21 protein-coding genes are annotated in these 18,148 nt (G+C 37.0%); 13 read left to right on the top strand and 8 right to left on the bottom strand.

The window, feature by feature from the left end:
• Window positions 1–65 precede the first annotated feature (65 nt).
• Both SOP96_RS09235 and SOP96_RS09230 read right to left on the bottom strand, forming a co-directional pair.
• Entirely contained in the window at window positions 66–692 is a 627-nt protein-coding gene (locus tag SOP96_RS09235; RefSeq protein WP_326320694.1) for an HD domain-containing protein, read from the bottom strand.
• Between the two features lie 30 nt (window positions 693–722).
• Entirely contained in the window at window positions 723–1,022 is a 300-nt protein-coding gene (locus SOP96_RS09230) for a rhodanese-like domain-containing protein (RefSeq protein WP_326320693.1), read from the bottom strand.
• 118 nt (window positions 1,023–1,140) lie between these two features.
• Between SOP96_RS09230 and queG the strand changes: the two genes are divergently transcribed.
• The 5 genes from queG to SOP96_RS09205 all read left to right on the top strand — a co-directional run bounded on the left by queG (window position 1,141) and on the right by SOP96_RS09205 (window position 5,686).
• Window positions 1,141–2,091: a tRNA epoxyqueuosine(34) reductase QueG gene (gene queG / locus SOP96_RS09225; protein WP_326320692.1), complete on the top strand. Its 951-nt coding sequence runs from the start codon at window positions 1,141–1,143 to the stop codon at window positions 2,089–2,091.
• 337 nt (window positions 2,092–2,428) lie between these two features.
• Window positions 2,429–3,109, top strand: coding sequence for a TIGR02117 family protein (locus SOP96_RS09220; RefSeq protein WP_326320852.1), 681 nt, complete (start codon window positions 2,429–2,431; stop codon window positions 3,107–3,109).
• A complete protein-coding gene (locus SOP96_RS09215) occupies window positions 3,064–3,762 on the top strand; it encodes a murein L,D-transpeptidase catalytic domain-containing protein (protein WP_326320691.1) in 699 nt (232 codons plus the stop codon). Before SOP96_RS09220 ends, SOP96_RS09215 begins: the two co-directional genes overlap by 46 nt.
• Before the next feature lie 154 nt (window positions 3,763–3,916).
• Window positions 3,917–4,375, top strand: a complete 459-nt coding sequence (locus tag SOP96_RS09210) for an SRPBCC family protein (protein WP_326320690.1) — start codon at window positions 3,917–3,919, stop codon at window positions 4,373–4,375.
• 9 nt (window positions 4,376–4,384) lie between these two features.
• A complete protein-coding gene (locus tag SOP96_RS09205; RefSeq protein ID WP_326320689.1) occupies window positions 4,385–5,686 on the top strand; it encodes a cryptochrome/photolyase family protein in 1,302 nt (433 codons plus the stop codon).
• 25 nt (window positions 5,687–5,711) lie between these two features.
• Here SOP96_RS09205 and SOP96_RS09200 read toward each other — a convergent pair whose 3' ends face one another.
• The 4 genes from SOP96_RS09200 to SOP96_RS09185 form a co-directional block, all read right to left on the bottom strand.
• The gene (locus tag SOP96_RS09200; RefSeq protein WP_326320688.1) at window positions 5,712–6,173 is read right to left on the bottom strand and encodes a hypothetical protein; all 462 of its coding nucleotides are present in this window, start codon (window positions 6,171–6,173) and stop codon (window positions 5,712–5,714) included.
• Window positions 6,174–6,508: 335 nt separating this feature from the next.
• Window positions 6,509–6,703 carry a cold-shock protein gene (locus SOP96_RS09195; protein WP_326320687.1) on the bottom strand — a complete coding sequence of 65 codons (195 nt, stop codon included), beginning with the start codon at window positions 6,701–6,703 and terminating at the stop codon, window positions 6,509–6,511.
• Window positions 6,704–6,949: 246 nt separating this feature from the next.
• Window positions 6,950–8,011, bottom strand: coding sequence for a 3-oxoacyl-ACP synthase III family protein (locus SOP96_RS09190; RefSeq protein WP_326320686.1), 1,062 nt, complete (start codon window positions 8,009–8,011; stop codon window positions 6,950–6,952).
• A 430-nt stretch (window positions 8,012–8,441) separates the two neighbouring features.
• Window positions 8,442–8,741 (bottom strand): helix-turn-helix transcriptional regulator, encoded by a 300-nt coding sequence (locus SOP96_RS09185; protein WP_326320685.1) that lies wholly within the window; start codon window positions 8,739–8,741, stop codon window positions 8,442–8,444.
• A 156-nt stretch (window positions 8,742–8,897) separates the two neighbouring features.
• On the opposite strand from SOP96_RS09185, the gene SOP96_RS09180 reads away from it, so the two are divergent.
• The 8 genes from SOP96_RS09180 (at window position 8,898) to SOP96_RS09145 (ending at window position 14,075) form a co-directional block, all read left to right on the top strand.
• Window positions 8,898–9,131, top strand: coding sequence for a hypothetical protein (locus tag SOP96_RS09180; protein WP_326320684.1), 234 nt, complete (start codon window positions 8,898–8,900; stop codon window positions 9,129–9,131).
• Window positions 9,132–9,198: 67 nt separating this feature from the next.
• Window positions 9,199–9,405, top strand: coding sequence for a hypothetical protein (locus tag SOP96_RS09175; protein ID WP_326320683.1), 207 nt, complete (start codon window positions 9,199–9,201; stop codon window positions 9,403–9,405).
• A gap of 153 nt (window positions 9,406–9,558) precedes the next feature.
• Window positions 9,559–9,960, top strand: a complete 402-nt coding sequence (locus SOP96_RS09170; RefSeq protein WP_326320682.1) for a hypothetical protein — start codon at window positions 9,559–9,561, stop codon at window positions 9,958–9,960.
• Window positions 9,961–10,021: 61 nt separating this feature from the next.
• Complete coding sequence (locus SOP96_RS09165) at window positions 10,022–10,459, top strand: thioredoxin family protein (protein ID WP_326320681.1); 438 nt, start codon at window positions 10,022–10,024, stop codon at window positions 10,457–10,459.
• Between the two features lie 12 nt (window positions 10,460–10,471).
• On the top strand, window positions 10,472–11,398 hold the full coding sequence (locus SOP96_RS09160) for an FAD:protein FMN transferase (protein WP_326320680.1): 927 nt from the start codon (window positions 10,472–10,474) through the stop codon (window positions 11,396–11,398).
• Window positions 11,395–11,793: a DUF4266 domain-containing protein gene (locus SOP96_RS20050; RefSeq protein WP_459349244.1), complete on the top strand. Its 399-nt coding sequence runs from the start codon at window positions 11,395–11,397 to the stop codon at window positions 11,791–11,793. The genes SOP96_RS09160 and SOP96_RS20050 overlap by 4 nt, the downstream gene beginning before the upstream one ends.
• Window positions 11,794–11,829: 36 nt before the next feature.
• Window positions 11,830–12,999, top strand: coding sequence for a DUF3570 domain-containing protein (locus SOP96_RS09150; RefSeq protein WP_326320679.1), 1,170 nt, complete (start codon window positions 11,830–11,832; stop codon window positions 12,997–12,999).
• Window positions 13,000–13,325: 326 nt separating this feature from the next.
• On the top strand, window positions 13,326–14,075 hold the full coding sequence (locus SOP96_RS09145) for a ThiF family adenylyltransferase (protein WP_326320678.1): 750 nt from the start codon (window positions 13,326–13,328) through the stop codon (window positions 14,073–14,075).
• 55 nt (window positions 14,076–14,130) lie between these two features.
• On the opposite strand, the gene SOP96_RS09140 is transcribed toward SOP96_RS09145, so the two are convergent.
• Window positions 14,131–15,225, bottom strand: coding sequence for a DUF7005 family protein (locus tag SOP96_RS09140; RefSeq protein ID WP_326320677.1), 1,095 nt, complete (start codon window positions 15,223–15,225; stop codon window positions 14,131–14,133).
• Window position 15,226: 1 nt separating this feature from the next.
• Entirely contained in the window at window positions 15,227–18,139 is a 2,913-nt protein-coding gene (locus SOP96_RS09135) for an NHLP bacteriocin export ABC transporter permease/ATPase subunit (protein WP_326320676.1), read from the bottom strand.
• Window positions 18,140–18,148 lie beyond the last annotated feature (9 nt).

Here is an 18,148-nt window from a genome sequence, read left to right as displayed (position 1 = left end):
TAATTACAATAGTATCAATGGGAGCGGGCTTTAGCCCGCTTAATTTTAAAAATGCAATTATGGCTTTAGCCGAAATTTAAATAATCAATTTCAGACATAATATTCTTTTTGGCCTGTTGCTCGTATTTGTTTTGAAAATACTCTGTTTTAAAAATACTTTCCAATTCCAGAAAATACTCCAGAACCTTTTTCCTTCCCGGATTATAGAGAAAATCGGGATAAATAGCGTATTCCTTTCTTACTTTTTGTGTATAATCTTTATATTTTTCCGGCTCTTGGCCAAGAATTAAAAGATCTGCATCTACCAGATAATTGGTATCATTGTCACCGGATTCCTGATGAAACTTTGTAGCCATGATTTGATCCGAAACTCTTTCAATAAATTCAAAACCTAAACCCAATTGTCGCAGATGCTTTTCTGAAAACTGCGCACTCTTTTCCTCATTAGATTTTGATGAAGCATCATAGATCACATCATGATAAAAAACAGAAAATGAGATGATTTGAAAATTTTTAATTTCATCTTTCACTTTGTCCAGTTCGGAAAACATATTTTTCAGATGCTCGAAATTGTGGTAATACCTCCCTTTTTCTACGTATTTTTTCTCAATTTCCAACCATAAACGTTCAATAAGGAGCTGATCATTTATGATTGTAGAACAGAGTGTTGAAAATCTTTCTTTAAGTTGCATGGTAAACATCTTTAAATAAAAAAAGGAACTTTAAAAAGTTCCCTGATTTGCTTCAATGGCCTGCTTTAGCTCTGCCCAGCCTCCGCCGTTATAGCCTTCTTTCAGGCCTTGTGCATTAAGATATTCTAAAGCCTTTCCGCTTCTGTTTCCGCTTCTGCAGAAAAGAATCACCGGCTTTTCTATAGACAGGATTTCTTCCTGTCGGTCTTCTACTTCTCCCAGAGGAATATTTTTTGCACCTTCGATATTTCCGTCCATTTCAAGCTCCATAGGCTCACGAACGTCGATTAATGCATAATTTCCTGTTTTTAAAATTTCTGATAAAGACATATACTAATATTTAAGAGTTATTTGTTGAAAATGAATTATTGAAAACAGTTATGCAGCAATTCAATCTTCAAATATCAAACAAATTTATAAAATAATCTTAGTTTTGCAAGGTTAAATCATGAATTCAAACGCTGAAAAATACACACAATTGATAAAAGCCAGGGCAAAAAGTTTTGGCTTTCAGAGTTGTGGTATTTCAAAAGCCGATTTTTTAGAAGAAGAGGCAAGACCTCTGGAAGAATGGCTGAAGAATAATTTTCATGGCGAAATGAAATACATGGAAAATCATTTTGATAAAAGGTTGGATCCAAGATTATTGGTAGAAGGCTCAAAATCGGTAATTTCTCTTTCTTACAACTATTTTCCCGAAGAGAAAATTCCGACACTGGACAATTTTAAAATCTCAAAATATGCATATGCCGAAGATTATCATGAAGTCATCAAAGATATTCTCAGAGAAATGCTTTCCGGGCTGCAAGAGGAAATCGGGGAATTTGCTTTTCGGGTATTTGTAGATTCAGCGCCGGTTCTGGAAAGAAGCTGGGCCAGAAAGTCAGGAATAGGCTGGGTGGGTAAAAATGCCAACCTGATCACGAAACAGAACGGTTCGTTTTATTTTCTTGCAGAAATTATTTGCGATCTGGAATTAATTCCAGACCATCCCACCACAGACCATTGCGGAACCTGCAGGAAATGTATTGATGCCTGCCCCACAAATGCCATCGTTTCCGATAAGCTGATCGACGGAAGCAAGTGTATTTCCTACGCTACGATTGAATTGAAAAACGAAATTCCCGATTATTTTAAAGATAAAATGGGTGACTGGATGTTTGGGTGTGATGTATGTCAGGATGTTTGCCCGTGGAACCGCTTTTCAGTACCGACACAACAAAAGAAGTTTGCACCCAATGATGCCTTGAAAAACTTTAAAAAAAGTGAGTGGAAAGAACTTACACAGGAGCTTTTTTCGGAGATTTTCAGGAAATCTCCTGTTAAAAGAACAAAATTTGCCGGACTAAAGCGAAATATAGAATTTTTAGAAAACAATAATAAGCTTCGTGATTTTTAGAGACAATGTCATGTCTGGAGTTTTTAAGGTTCCAAAGTAAAACGGTTAAACGGCCATTCCTTAAATTCAGCATTTAAAGAGGCAAGATTTACAGAATAATAAGTGTCTTAAAAAAAAATTGACTTTCGGAGATTATTTATCCCAGCGAAAATCAACGTTTTTTTTGTATTCTTTTTGGAGCTACTTTTACTCTTATTTTAAATCTTTTGTTGGATTTTGCGTTTTTCTGCATATTTGTGAAGATTTTGTACTTAAATTTAGATAAAAATTTATTTACATCCAATACTTTTGTGAAAATTATTATTAAATTTTATTAACTATATTTATAAGTATGACCCTGAAAAAAATGTTGTTCATTATTTTTAAAACTTTAGGAATTGTTGTCGGAATTGTAGTGCTCTATGCTGCGCTTGGATATTTCCTTCCATTTATCGAAGTTTCGGCGAAGGATGACGGAGAAAAAAAAGAAATTCCTGTTTATATTTACACCAACGGTGTACACACTGATATCGTAATGCCTGTAAAAAACGAGCTTCACGACTGGAGTTCGGAAATTCCTTTCAGCAATACAAAATCAAAAAGGTCAGATTATCAGTATATAGGTATTGGCTGGGGCGACAAAGGTTTTTATCTCGACACGCCTACCTGGGCCGATCTTAAATTTTCAACTGCTTTTAAAGCTGCTTTCTGGCTCAGCGAATCTGCCATGCACTGTACCTATTATCGCGAAATGAAAGAAGGAGACGATTGTAAAAAAATCATGATCAGTAAAAATCAATACAGGCAGCTCGTGAAATTCGTTGATGATAAATTTGATAAAGATTCAAAGGGAAACAATATTCTTATTCCAACCAATGCAGTTTACGCTGATAACGATGCCTTCTATGATGCCAAAGGAAGATACAGCTTTCTCGATACCTGCAATACCTGGGCAAATAATGCCCTGAAAGCGGCCGGACAAAAAGCTGCATTATGGACACCAACCGATTACGGAATATTCCTGCATTATCAAAAATGAGAAAAATCTTTTATCTGGGAATTATATTTTTGTATGCTATCCTTTCCTGTCAGAAAGAATCCCAACAGGATACTTTAGGAACATCATTAGCTCAGAAGATTACTTTTAAAGATAAACCAAAAGCCGATCTTAAAAAGATGAGGCTGAAAGCCCGTGAAGCCTTACGTTTTTGCGAAAATAAGAACCTGAATGCCGATTTCTGCATTTTAATCGATATGAGCATTCATTCTGGGTTGAAAAGGTTTTTCGTCTGGGATTTTAAAAAAGATTCAGTCGCTTCCGCATATCTTGTTGGGCACGGTTGCGGAAATAATCGATGGAGCGGTGATGAATCAAAAGATAAGCCGCAATTCAGTAATGAAGACGGCAGCCATCTTTCTTCGTTGGGTAAATACAAGCTTGAAGGACGAGGATACAGCAACTGGGGAATTAATGTGAAATATCTCATGCACGGCCTTGAAAATACCAATAATAATGCGTTGAAAAGAGTTATTGTATTTCATTCCTGGGAAATGATGAGCGATGAAGAAACCTTTCCTAAGGGCTCTCCGGAAGGTTGGGGATGTCCAACAATTTCAAATAACGCTATGAAAGAAATCGACCCGATTTTGCAGCGGTCAAAAACTCCTGTCCTGATGTGGATTTATGATTAAATTTTTTACACTCCTTAATAGTAAATATTTTTCATAACGTCAAAATAAAAGTTATCATTAAATATATTAAATTTGTATTATTGGTAATTTATTTTACTTTTTTATTGTGCTTTTTAATGTTGTGGTATTTTAATTGTATTTGATTGAGAAAAAGATGAAACATACGTTATTCCGCGAACAGCAGCTGCATTGCGATATTGAAACCGCCTGGCAATTTTTTTCCGCTCCCGGAAATCTTTCTAAAATTACTCCGAAGGACATGAACTTCATTGTCCGTACAAAATTTGAAAACGATGAAATCTATGAAGGAATGATTATTGATTATTTCGTTTCCCCACTTTTAGGAATTAAAATGAAATGGAAAACAGAGATTACCCAGGTAGATTTCAGGAAAAGCTTTACCGATTTTCAGAAAGAAGGGCCATACAAACTCTGGAATCATCATCATGAATTTATCGAAAACGAACAGGGGGTTTTAATGAAAGATACAGTTGACTATGAACTCCCGTACGGTTTTATAGGAGAGATTGCACACAAGCTTTTTGTAGAAAATAAGCTTAAACATATTTTCGATTACCGTTTCAAAGTCCTGGAAAAGCATTTCAACCAATAATCTTATTTTATGCCTAAAAAAAAGAATAAAATAAACCTCTTCTGGTTCCGCAGGGATCTCAGGCTGCAGGACAACCGTGGTCTTTTTCATGCTTTGCAGCAGGATCAGAAAGTGCTTCCCGTTTTTATATTCGACAAAGAAATTCTGGATAAACTGGAAAACAAGTCTGATAAAAGGGTAGATTATTTCCACCAGGCTCTGAAAGAAATGCATGAAGAGCTTAAAAAACACAAAAGCGGAATTACAGTTTTCCATGAAAAACCTTTGGATGCTTTCAAAAAACTAACTAAAGAATATGAGATTGATACCGTTTTCTGCAATACAGATTACGAGCCGCAGGCCATAAAACGGGATCATGACATTGAAGATTTCCTCAAAGAGCACCATATCAATTTTAAAAGTTTTAAAGATCAGGTCATATTTGAGAAAGAGGAGGTAATGAAAAATGACGGTACGCCATATACGGTTTATACACCCTATTCAAAAAAGTGGAAAGAGCTTCTAAAGAAAAATAAGATTGAAAGTTTTAAAACCGATTTTTCTCAGTTTCTGTCGTACGAGCCTTCTCAATTTCCGGAGCTGAAAGATATCGGGTTTAAAAAAACAGATCTGGAAATGGTACATCCTGCGTTAAAAAAATCCATTATCCACGATTACGATAAATACAGGGATTTTCCCGGAATGGATCATACAACCCATTTAGGTGTAGCCCTTCGTTTCGGAACGATCTCCGTGCGAAAATGTGTTCAGTTTGCTTCAGAACATAATGAAACGTGGCTTAATGAGCTGATCTGGAGAGAATTCTTCATGCAGATTCTTTATCACTTCCCGAAAGTCGTTAATCATTCTTTCAAAGAAAAATATGAAAAGATAGAGTGGAGAAACAATGAAAAAGAATTTGATCTCTGGTGCAGGGGAAAAACAGGATATCCCATTGTTGATGCAGGAATGCGCCAGCTGAACGAAACCGGATTCATGCACAACAGGGTGAGAATGGTGGTGGCAAGTTTTCTTACGAAACATCTTTTGATCGACTGGCGATGGGGAGAAGCTTATTTTGCTGAAAAGCTACTGGACTATGAACTCTCGTCCAACAACGGAAACTGGCAATGGGCAGCAGGCTGTGGCTGCGATGCAGCTCCTTATTTCAGGGTTTTCAACCCTTCAGAACAAACTAAGAAATTTGACAAAGATCAGAAATACATTAAAAATTGGCTTACCGAAGAGGAAATTAATGCAGAAGAGATTGTAGAACATGCCTCAGCAAGAAAAAGGGCACTGGAAGTCTACGCAAAAGCGGTGAAGAACTAATTAATTTTTACGATTTAAACAATTTTCATGAACGTAGGCCAAGCTTTTTTAAAGCATTTGAATTAAGAAATATTTCATCAAAAGAGGTAAGTGATTCAACATCTTTGAAATTCTGAAACGTCTTATCATTTTTGTTGAACGAAAGCTCAATGGAAGGATTATATATTGCAGTAATCCGTACTACCGAATAGCCGTTGTAGGCAATGGTAAAGCCTTCAAACAGGCATTTTTGCTCTGCCTTCCGGTACATTTTATATTCCTCAAAAACAGGGCTTTCTGTTTTGCTTCCTTTTTTGTTGTGCTCGAGAGATTTCCAGGAAGAATAATTTTTCGGCTCTTTCAGGATATTTCCTTTCGCGTCTACCGGTACAAACATACCGAGCGTTAAAGGCTTTTTCAGAAAATTGGCATAACTATTCATCAGCTTTAAGGTTTGCAGATCTGCATATCCTTCATGGGAATAATATTCTATAACGAAATCCGTCATAGGAATTAGTTTGTGAGAGGAGCTTACTGGCTTGTGTACTGGTTCTTGAGACAAAACTAAAATATTATGGTTGAGGAAACGAAGATAAATAAATTGCTAAAAACAGGAAAACTATTTTTATCAATCATTATTAATGGAGCATAAAAACAAAAACTCCCGCTGAAATGCGGGAGGATGACATATATAAAATAATATTAAATCAATTTGATACTGTCTTTTCAGGTATTGTATTCAGAATGAAAATCAGGGCAAACACAGATATGATTTAGATTCGGTTATCTTTTGGAACCCACCGGAAGTGCCTTTTTTTCATTTTTAATACCCTGAAACCGGCATTACGCCAGCTTTACGTTCACAGCGTTTAAGCCTTTCTGGCCCTGCTGAACTTCAAAAGTTACTCTGTCATTTTCCTGAATAGATCTTGAAACTAATCCGGAAGAATGTACAAAAACGTCTTTGCTGCCGTCTGCAGGAGTGATAAATCCGAAGCCTTTTGCTTCATTGAAAAATTTTACGGTGCCTTCTTGCATTGTAAATGGTATTAAAAATTATTGGTAAGCCAAAAGCCTTGTGCTTTGGCTTGATTGATATGTTTTAAAAATGGCGGCTGAAAAAGTAAACTGAAAGAAAATATATGTAAACTTTACAGAATGCAAAAGCAGAAACCTGTTTTATACTGCAAAGATACAAGAAAATGTCTCCGTTAAATATATTTTAAATAGTTGATTATCAAAAATATATTTGTATATTACACACCTTCGCCAAATTGGTCTTAGTTAAAATTTATAAACCAGCGCATTGATATTCATTCCCGCGCCAACGGATGCAAAAAGAATAATATCATCTTTTTGTATCGCATGAGACTCCAGCTCATCTTTAAGAATCATGGTAAGAAGGGAAGGTATCGTTGCCACGCTGCTGTTTCCTAATTTGCTGATTACCATTGGCATAATTCCCGCCGGAACATTCATGCCGTACAGCTGGTAAAATCTTTCCACAATCGCTTCATCCATCTTTTCATTAGCCTGATGAATGATGATTTTGCTCAGCTCATTAATGGAATAACCACTGTCATCCAAACACTTTTTTATGGCTGTCGGAACGTTGGACAGGGCAAATTCGTAGATTTTCCTGCCGTCCATTTTGATGTATTTCGTATCGGGGCAGCTTTCGTTATTATATGATTTCCCGAAATACAGGAAATCTTTTTCGTTTAATGTATGAGAAGCTGAAAGGTGGGATTTAATTCCCGAATCATCAGCATCGTTGGCTTCCAGAATTACAGCTCCGGCTCCGTCTGCATAGATCATGCTGTCCCTGTCATGAATATCGACAACCCGCGAAAGCGTTTCAGCACCTATTACCAGGCATCTTTTAGCCATACCGGATTTAATGAAAGCATGAGCCTGGATGACCCCTTCAATCCATCCGGGGCACCCAAAAAGGACATCGTATGCCACACAGAAGTTATTTTTGATCCGTAAAGAATGTTTTACCCTGGAAGCAAGGCTGGGAACGGTATCAGACTGAATGGTTCCGAAGCGCACATCGCCGAAATTATGGGCAAAAATAATATAATCGAGCGTTTCAGGATCGATCCCTGAATTTTCTATTGAAGACTGCGCTGCAATAAGTCCAAGGTCGGAAGCAACCTGCGTGCTTGAAGCGTATCTTCTTTCTTCAATGCCTGTTATTTTCTGTAATTTTTTTGTAATAGATTCATTACTGTCTTTCAGTAAGTCTCCTTCTTCATTGAGGAATACATGTTCGCCGAAAAATAAATTGCTGATGGTTTCTGAGGGGATGTAGTTCCCTACACCTATGATTTTGCTTGTCATACCAAAAAAAAGATTCTAATCCTTACTATATAAATAGCCGAACAATCGCTCAGCCAGTGATTATAAACTTCATGATCATACAGGAAGCTTACATCCTAACAGCGATATTACTCGCTTCAATAACGGAAATCCTGATTACAAATCTTCTGATATATTTGTTGAATCGTGATCATTAATATTATAGAAATACAAATAATGCAAAAATATGTTTCAAATATTGTATTCTCTTATATCACGATAAAGGTAGTTTATTAAAAATAAATATTGCTATAAATGTATTGAATTTGCTAAAATTTAACATTCATAGAATAAGAGTTTATAAGAAATAGTAAGGTTACACCGGCCATTTGAAGGCAGAACGATCTTATAACTAATGTATTGGAACTTTACATATCAATGTTCATCAAAGGGTTTTCATATTTAAGACTTTCTACAATTCTCTCTCCAGGATTTCTACAATTCTGTCGATCACGTCCTGTTTTTTCGATTTCTTATTATAAGGAGGTTTAGGTTCAGAAACAATACTCTCCCGATTTTTATTAAAAAGCGCGTAAAGATCCAAATCAGGATGTTTTTCTACGTACCAGACAAGAAAATTAAGAGGCATTGCATTTTTGCCCGAAAAGTATAACTGAATAGATTGAGGGGTAACACCGTATGCGTCTGCAATTTCCTTCATTGTTTCGCCTTTGCTCTTGCTGTACTCGCGGATCTTTTCGTAAATTTTCATATTGAGTTTTTTCTTTTTAATCTAAACAATAAAATATTGTTAAAATTGTAACAATTTGTTGTTTTTAAATTTATAATTGTATATTTGCTTATCAATTGTCTTATCCCGACAGACACAAAATTACGAAAAAAGGTTTAACAAAAATTATTCGTTTCTATGAACACATTGATGAATCTCTCTCATCACGATAAAATCAGCGAAAAGCTTGAGTTTATTGAGCAATGGCTGCCGGCACGCTACACCACTTCAGTCAATATCATTCTTAAAAAACAAACCAAAGACCCGGTTTACATACGAAAAGTAAAAAATAAAAAGATCAGCGATCCCGAAGTTACCGATGCGCTCTATAAACTATCCCTCATTAATAAATTTCAGACAGAGAAAAATTAACAGCAATTGTTGCTATTTTAAAAAAATAATATATATTTATCCGAACACATATAAAACTACAATAACTATGGAAAAAAATGAAACCGTAATCACGGAATGCTTCGAGTGTGGAACACGATATGAAAATCATTTCAATGCATCGCCCTGCTGCAAATCAATTATCGTAAAAGTAGATGAACACGGAAACCGAACCTCTATTACTTTTCTCAGCACATTCTCAATACCATCACATTCAGAAGAAGAACAAGAAGAAGAAATCCTGGAAAAGGCTTAATAAACTCCAAAAATCCCGCAGTTCATTGCAATCTGCGGGAATTAATAAATGTATAGATCACATTGTATATAGCCGCATGCATACAAACTTAAAAAAAATATTAAAATGTTAATTTAAAGTCATTCTAAACGAAACATTTTATAAATTTGAATGGTGAAAAAGTTGATTTCCATACTGTTCCTCTCATTATATTTGGTTTCTACAACCGAAGCATATCAGCTTTTAAAAATCCCTAATTTAATAGAACATTACTGCGAACACAAAAAGCTCAACCCGGAAATGCCCCTCATTGCTTTTCTGAAAACCCATTATAACCATCCTGTTAAAGACGGAGACGACGGTAAAGATCAGAAACTTCCCTTTATTATCCATTCCGCACCTTTAAGTTTGGTATTTACTGTGATGAACCCGGGATTCAGCTTTGAACCCAGAAATTCTTATATACAGCAGCCCGAATCAAATAAAATTCCGTCAAAAGACGAAGACTTCCGTTTCAAAGGATTTGCAGGCTCCGTCTGGGAACCACCGAAACTTTTCCGGAATAATCTTATTTAAAATTGATTTAATATAAATCAAACTACATCGTTAATTTTTAAATCATTATAAAATATACATAATGAAAACATTATTAGCAACCATTTTAATGGTTGTGTTCTCCGTTGGTTTCCACGCACAGAACAGATTGGAAACCGCCAAAAAAACAGCAGCAGAAAACAAAGAACTGATCTTGCTCAACTTTTCGGGATCAGACTGGTGTGTCCCTTGCATCAAACTTCATAAAAATATCATTGAAACAGAAGATTTCAAGAAATTGCAGGCAGACCATGTTATTCTTTACCTCAATGCAGACTTTCCCAGAAACAAAAAGAACCAGCTTTCTGCCGAACTGAAAAAAGAAAACGCAGCACTTGCCGATCAGTATAACCCGAAAGGGCTTTTTCCATATACGCTCCTTCTGAATGCGGACGGAAAAGTTCTGAAAACATGGGAAGGTCTTCCGTCTGAAAATGCGCTTGCTTTCAGTAACGAAATCCGCTCGGTGAAAGAAAATTAAAAATAAATTAGTATGTTAAGAGAATTCAAAAGACCTCAGAAACTGATGGGGAATGCTTTTGAAATAACTGTTGTGGGAAATGATGAAAGAAAATCGCAGGAGCATATTGATGCAGCCATTGATGAAATCCGCAGGATTGAAAAGCTTCTTACTACTTTCAATGACGAAAGCCAGACCAGTTTTATCAACAAAAATGCAGGAATACAGCCTGTACAAGTAGACCTGGAAATCTTTGACCTGATTGAAAGAAGCATAAGAATTAGTGCTGTTACGAACGGATATTTTGACATTACCTATGGAGGTATTGATAAAAGTTTCTGGAATTTTGACCGTGAAATGACAAAACTTCCCGATCCGGAACTCATTAAAGACCATCTGAAACTCGTTAATTACCGGAATATTATTCTTGATCGGGTTAGTAGGACAGTTTTTCTCAAAGAAAAAGGAATGCGTATTGGTTTCGGGGGAATCGGTAAAGGGTATGCTGCAGAAATGGCGAAGAGACTTCTGCAAAAAAGAGGCGTGTCTTCCGGGATTGTCAATGCTTCAGGAGATCTTACCGCGTGGGGAAATCAGGCGGACGGAAAACCCTGGACAATAGGAATTGCTGATCCCGACAATGCTGGACAGCCATTCTCTTACATGAATATTACCGATATGGCGATTGCAACATCCGGGAATTACGAAAAATTTGTCATTATCAACGGAAAAAGATATTCCCATACCATCAACCCGAAAACCGGGATGCCTGTTTCAGGTGTCAAAAGTGTAACTATTTTTTGTACCAACGCCGAAATTGCAGACGCTATGGCAACTCCCGTAAGTATTATGGGAATTGATGCCGCTCTCAATATGGTCAACCAGATCAATCATCTGGAATGCATTATCATTGACGATCAGGACAAATTGTATTCATCTCAAAACATTAATTTAAAATGAAAAACCTTATAAAAATTAGCCAAAAGCTTGTCGAATATTTATTTGGGCAGCTAAGAACTTCGTTCGTAAATTTCGAAAAAACATTCGTTTTTGCTTCATTTATGTCTTCCACTCCCGCTTGTCACTCTGAGCTTGTCGAAGAGTCCTTTCAAGCCGGGCTGCGAAGATTCAGCGCTTTAAACTACAGAATGATTGCTATTCTTTCAATATTCACAATTCCGTTTTTGAACTCCTGCACCACCGTCAAAGAGTACGAAAAAAATAAACTCAACGATGCCGAAATGGTACTCGGAAACAGACCGATTGAAAAAACAGAACTCAGCTTTCAATCATACAGAGAAGGCTCTTCCGGAGCCAATGCCGGAAAAGTAGGCGGTGGTTGCGGATGTAATTAAAAGAAGAGCAATTGTATAATTTAAAGATGATTTAAAATGAAAAAAATAATTATAAGTGTTATTGCTCTTTTCGGAATTTTCAATGCAAAAGCACAGGAAAACAGAAATAATGAACAGCCAAAAAAGCTGACGTTTGAGGAAGCTAATTTAGTGTCAAGTTACTATAAGCAGGACGGAAATAATTCTGCAGTTACCGGCGGAACCGGAACTGAAAAATTAACCGATATCTCAAACGCCATTGATGTGACAATGGTAAAATACGACAAAAAAGACAGGAAAAATAAATTCGGTTTCAGTGTAGGTATAGATCATTATACTTCCGCATCTTCCGATATGATTGACCTTAAGGCCAACTCCTCCGCATCCCGATCTGACAACAGGATTTATCCTGCATTAACCTGGAGTCGCGAAAATGAAGCTAAAGGAACGACTTTAATTGCGGGTGTTGCCACATCTTTCGAGTATGATTATCAGTCTTACGGAGCCAACATCGGCTTTTCGCAGAAAACAGCAAACAGAATGGGAGAGTTTACGGCAAAATTTCAGGCTTATCTTGACCAGGTAAAACTTATTGCACCCATTGAATTAAGAACCAATGAAGGCTACGGTACAAGCGGTAGAAATACTTTTGATTTATCTCTTGCTTATTCACAAATTATCAATCAGAATTTTCAGATCGAGATTTTAGGGGATGCCGTTCAGCAGACAGGATATTTAAGCCTGCCTTTCCATAGAGTATATTTTAATGATAATTCCGTACACCAGGAAACTTTACCGGATAAAAGATTTAAAATTCCATTAGGATTAAGAGCCAATTATTTTTTAGGAGATAAAATAATTTTGAGGGCTTATTACCGATATTATACCGACGACTGGGGACTGAAATCCAATACCTTCAGTCTGGAAACTCCGGTAAAAATTTCACCTTTTGTTTCGGTGAGTCCGTTCTACAGATATTATTCCCAGACTGCAACAAAATATTTTGCACCGTATCAGCAGCATACCGCTTTCGACGATTTTTATACCAGCAATTACGATTTGTCAAAATTCGACAGCCACTTTTACGGGGCCGGAATCCGAATCAGTCCTAAGAATGGATTATTTGGAGTGGAACGCCTGAATATGCTGGAAATAAGATATGGACATTATACAAAATCTGTAGGGATGAAATCTGATATTATTTCCTTAAATTTAAGGTTCAGATAGAGATGGCTTGTCTATAATATAGGATTTCAATTATTTTGATGATTCAGGAGCCATTTCTACAAAAGCATTTAGCTCAAAATTCATATCGCTGCTATAAGATATATTTTATCAGCTGTTGTAGCAATGGGAGTTACAGCATTTAAAGGACACATTTTTTAGGGTAAAGATTTTACTGAATTTTAAAAAATAACTTTCATGAGTCCGGCACATTGCCGGACTTTTTCATTTTTAAGTTAAATCTTATTTTTCCTTAAGCTGTAAATCTACACTTTCGGGTAGTGAAATTTCAGTTCCTGTTCTCTACATTTGTCTAAATCCTGATCGTCATGGAAGAAAGATACACCCGAAACAGATTATATATCACTGAAGAAGAGCAGCGGTATATAAAAGATTTCCCGATTTTATTAGGGGGAGCCGGAATTGGAAGTATCATTGCAGAGTGTCTCCTGAGATTCGGATTTGAAAACCTTACCATCATCGACGGCGATGTTGTTGAATTGTCTAACCTAAACCGCCAGAATTATACCGAAAAAGATATTTCCGTACCGAAGGTGAATGCTCTGAAGGAAAGATTATTGTCTATCAACAGCAATGCAGCCATTAAAGTTCATCATTGTTTCCTGACACCGGAAAATGTTGGGGAATTTATTCAGGAACACAGGATTGCAGTGAATGCACTGGATTTTACTTCCGACGTTCCTCTTGTTTTTGACGAAACCTGCCAGAAACACGGTATTCCCGTATTGCATCCTTATAATCTGGGGTGGGGTACTCTGGTCTTTGTGATTTCAGAACCACCGGGATTACGCTACTTGTTTAAGCAAGATGAAAAGTTCAATGAGCTGAATGTGGTAGAATATGCAACCGGATATTTAGCTTTCTGGGGAAATCGCAAGGAATGGATTGACGATATTATCAAAAAATACAAAGAAGAGCACGGAAATTTTCCTCCGCCTCAGCTTGCTGTTGCTTCCTGGCTGGCCGGAGCCGTGAGTACACATATTGCTTTTGAAATTGCAACCGGAAAGAATGTAAAAACTTTCCCGGAATTTTATCTCACGACCATACAGAATTAAAATTAATAACCATTACAACTAATAACCATTTTATATAGCTTCGGCGCGTTGAGAATCAGCGCGCCGAAATTTTATCATATTTATCAAGTAACAACTGCACTCCGTTGGCTGAGGAAATCTGAAGCAGATCTGTTGTGCAAAGTGCTTCAATCCTCCATCTTTTATCATGGTCGGTTTCCATTTTATTAAGCTGATTACTGAAATCGGCAATATTTTCAATGGCATTTTTGATGATTTTTGTTACCTGTGCAAATTCGGAATCAGAAAGATCCATTCCGGAAAGATAATTTTCAAGCCTTGCTCCAGGCCTGTATTTTGGATATTCTTCCAGTCCCATAAAAGTGAGCATCCATTCTTTCTGATAAGTTCCTGCTGTGGCAACAATTCCGATATAATCTGCAATCAGCTCATCATGAAGATTATTGGAAGCGGAGCCAAACTTTTTTAATGTGTATAAATGAACGCATTCATGTTCGAGCCGGATTTTTAACGAGATCTTTTCCCATTCTTCACTACTCATTTGTAGTTTTTCTGCGCTTACGTTACTGTAAGGCTTCATACTTAGCAGAATAATTCTGTCTTTATATAAATGCGTGTTGGGGACAATATTGTTAGAGAATTCCTCATTCCATGAAGCAGATGAATTACTTTCTGTCCATTCCTGTTTTAAATTATTGATCTTCTTCCAGTTGTTTATTCCGCTGATAAGGCTTGCTCCCATCGATTTTGGAATTGGTGCCGGATTATTTTTATGAATCAAACATTGAATAAGCGTTTCAAAATCAGCTTCGTCAGGAACTATCAATACAGGAATATCGTAAGCAATATTTTGATGGAGCTTCAGCGTAATTTCAGATTCTTTATTAAGCTGCAAAGCTTTATCCGAAAGTATAGATGAACCTTTCAGGACAGCATCCCGGTAAATCTGCTTTTTTTCAATTCCATCTTCAATAGGAAAATTCAGCTGAGGATAAAATTCACGAAGTACCTGAAACGGAATATCACCCGTAGATTCATCAACATATTTTTCCCAGAATATTTCATCCGAAGGAATTTGAATTCCCACTTTTCCAGCGGTAAATTTATTTGAAAGATAATTTTCCAGCTGTTTTGATAAAAGATTTTCCCTGAAAATTGCTTTAGTTTCCATGTTATGCGATCTGACGTTTAGCCAACTCTGCGAACAGCCCGTTTTTGTCCATCAATTCATCATAATTTCCGGATTCAACGATGCTTCCTTTATCCAGTACAAAAATCCGGTCGGCATTTTTAATCGTGCTTAATCGGTGTGCGATCACAATACGGGTTGCCTGTAATTTATCAAGACTTTCGGACACGATATTCTGGGTTTTGTTGTCCAGGGCACTGGTTGCCTCATCCATGAAAAGAAGCCGTGGTTTATGAACAATGGCTCTGGCAATCATCAATCTTTGTCTTTGCCCGCCGGAAAAGGTTCCGGCTCCTTCGCTTACCATGGTGTGCATTTCCATCGGCATGTGCTTGATGTCTTCTTCCATTCCGGCCATGCGTGCTGCTTCCCAGGCATCTTCCAGTGTGAGTTCAGAATTTCCGATGATATTCTGGAAAATGCTTCCTGACATTAATGCTCCGTTTTGGAGAACCACGCCTATCTGTCTTCTCACGAGTTCTTTGTTCATAGACTCGAAGCCTTCACCATCGTAGTAAATAGAACCTGCTTCCGGATGTTCAAAACCAAGCAGCAGTCTCATAATGGTTGATTTTCCTGAACCCGATGAACCTACAAACGCCACCATTTCTCCGGGTTTTATTTTAAAGGAAATATTGTTCAGTACCAAAGGCTGGTCTTCATGATACCTGAAGGAAACAGAATTCATTTCAATTTCACCGCTTAGTTCTCCGGGATCCGTACTTTGCTCTGCAGATTCCGGTTCTGCTTCCAGGATGGGTTTTACCCTTTCGTATAAAGGAATAACATTCATGGAAGTGATAAAAGCCATACTGATTTTTAAGCTGTCATTTAAAAACTTATTAAAAGCGGTGATAAAAGCCATGAATGCGCCTACCGTAAGCATGCTTGCTTTATTATCGGCATGCAGCACGGTGTAATAAATAAATGAGAAAAAGAAAATGCTGGTAAAAAGGGGATAGGAGGCATTAAAAGTTTCCACAAAATTCTGATAGCTCCCGGAGCTGAAGCCTAATTTTTTTAGCTTTGAAAATTTTTCGGCCCATAGTGTGAAGATTCTTTTTTCTCCCCCCGTCATTCTGATCTTGGTAATTCCTGATAAAAATTCAAACAGAAAACCCTGAATTTCTCCCTGCTGCTGAGAAATCTGACGGTCGTGTTTTAGTTTCAGCAAACCCATTCCCACAGTAAATAACGCGGCAATTACTCCCAATGCAACGCCAATCCAAGCCAGTTTGGAATCGTAATAAAACAGAAGAATCAGATTCACAAAAGAAAATGCGCCGCTCAGTGCTGCTGTTATTAGAGTATTTGAAACGATCTGCCTGATGGAATTAATGCTTAAAACCCTGTTGGTAAGGTCTCCCGCAGTATAATTTTTATAAAAAGTTACGGGAAGCCGAAGGATATAATCCATTACCCCAACCTGTAAGTTGATGCTCGATTTTGATTCTACCCTTAACTGCAAAACGCCCTGTATTAGCTGTAATCCGGCCGTTACAAAGCCTATGATCAGCAATATACCGAAAATTTCAAAATGTAAAGACCGGTCTGCGGTTGGAATGACATCATCAAACATTACCCCCGATAAAATAGGAACAAGCAAACCTATTAAACTTCCTGCCAAAGCCGCAAGAATAAGAAATTTGGTGTCTCTTTTAGCGCCCTGCATGGCAAATCCCAAAACTTTTTTGATTGATGTCATTTTTACATCGAAACCTGAAAAAAACATATAAGCAATAGGTTCTAGGGTTTCTGCCACTTCATTGTTTACCGTTGTTTCTGTATTGGTCTGCAGGTTTTTCAAAATATATTGAGAAGAACTTTTCTGAATTAATGCTACCGGGACATTGCCGTCTTTTGTGAAAGCCAGCAGGTTTCCGTTTTCTTCCTTCCACCAGATCCCCCGTAAGATTACTTTTCTTACCCTAATTTTAGAGCTTTTTGCAATGGCAATCAGCTGATTGGTTACACTGTTCTGATAGCTTTCGATATGTTTCGGCTCTTCAAGGTTAAAACCGTTATGCTCACCAATCAATTTACAGGTTAAAAAAAGAATATTTTTTGATTTGGTCTGGTGAACAGCTTCTTCTTTTGCTCCCGATTTCGTTTGTCCGGTAACAATTGATTTTATCTTTTCCAGCGTATTGCTGAGGTCGTTATTTTCGTTTTCAACTTTACTTTTAAAATATTCCTGTTCTTCATTTTTCTGCTCATTAATGATTTTAATAAGCCTGCTGAAAAAATATTTTTGAATATGATCAACAGAAATTAAGAAATTAATATCATTTTCGAGAACTTCACGGGTGCTTAATACTTTTACCAGCGTTTTTTGTGATAAAGATTTAACCCACATCTTGCTGCATACGGGAACCGGAAAATCTGTGTACTGACCGGCTTCTAAAGTCATGTTGCCGGAGAATATATCCATCTTTCCCTCCGATAGCTGAATCCAGTTAATTCCGGAGGAAGGATAGGCAATGGAATTTTCCGTGATATTTATGATGTTAAATTGATCCAAAGCCGTGTAAACTCTCGGATTGTTAGATGAATCGAGGGCGGCAGATGTTTTTAAAATCCAGTTATTGATCATTTTTTTTAGAAAAAAGTGATCAATTTCCAGCAAGTTGCTTTTATCAATAGAAACAAGCGTTGCATCATTGGAAAAAACAATAAGTCGTATATTTTCGGAATTTTCTTTCGTAATTAAACTGAACAGCAATTCTCCTTTTTTGGCCGTATACAGAAATTTTAAGGCAGATAAATAGGTTCCGTCTTCTGCAATTTCAGTATAGAAAACATTGACCTCGCCTGACAAAATCATCCAGACTTTTTCTGAACTGTCCAAAGAAAAAGGTGCTTCAACACCGATGCGTATTTTTTCGTTCGTTGCCATTTTTCTGAA

This window comes from Chryseobacterium salviniae (genome assembly GCF_035819015.1).
Lineage (GTDB): Bacteria > Bacteroidota > Bacteroidia > Flavobacteriales > Weeksellaceae > Chryseobacterium > Chryseobacterium salviniae.
Note: the sequence above shows the minus strand (reverse complement) of the source record. Positions and strands in the feature narration are given on the sequence as shown.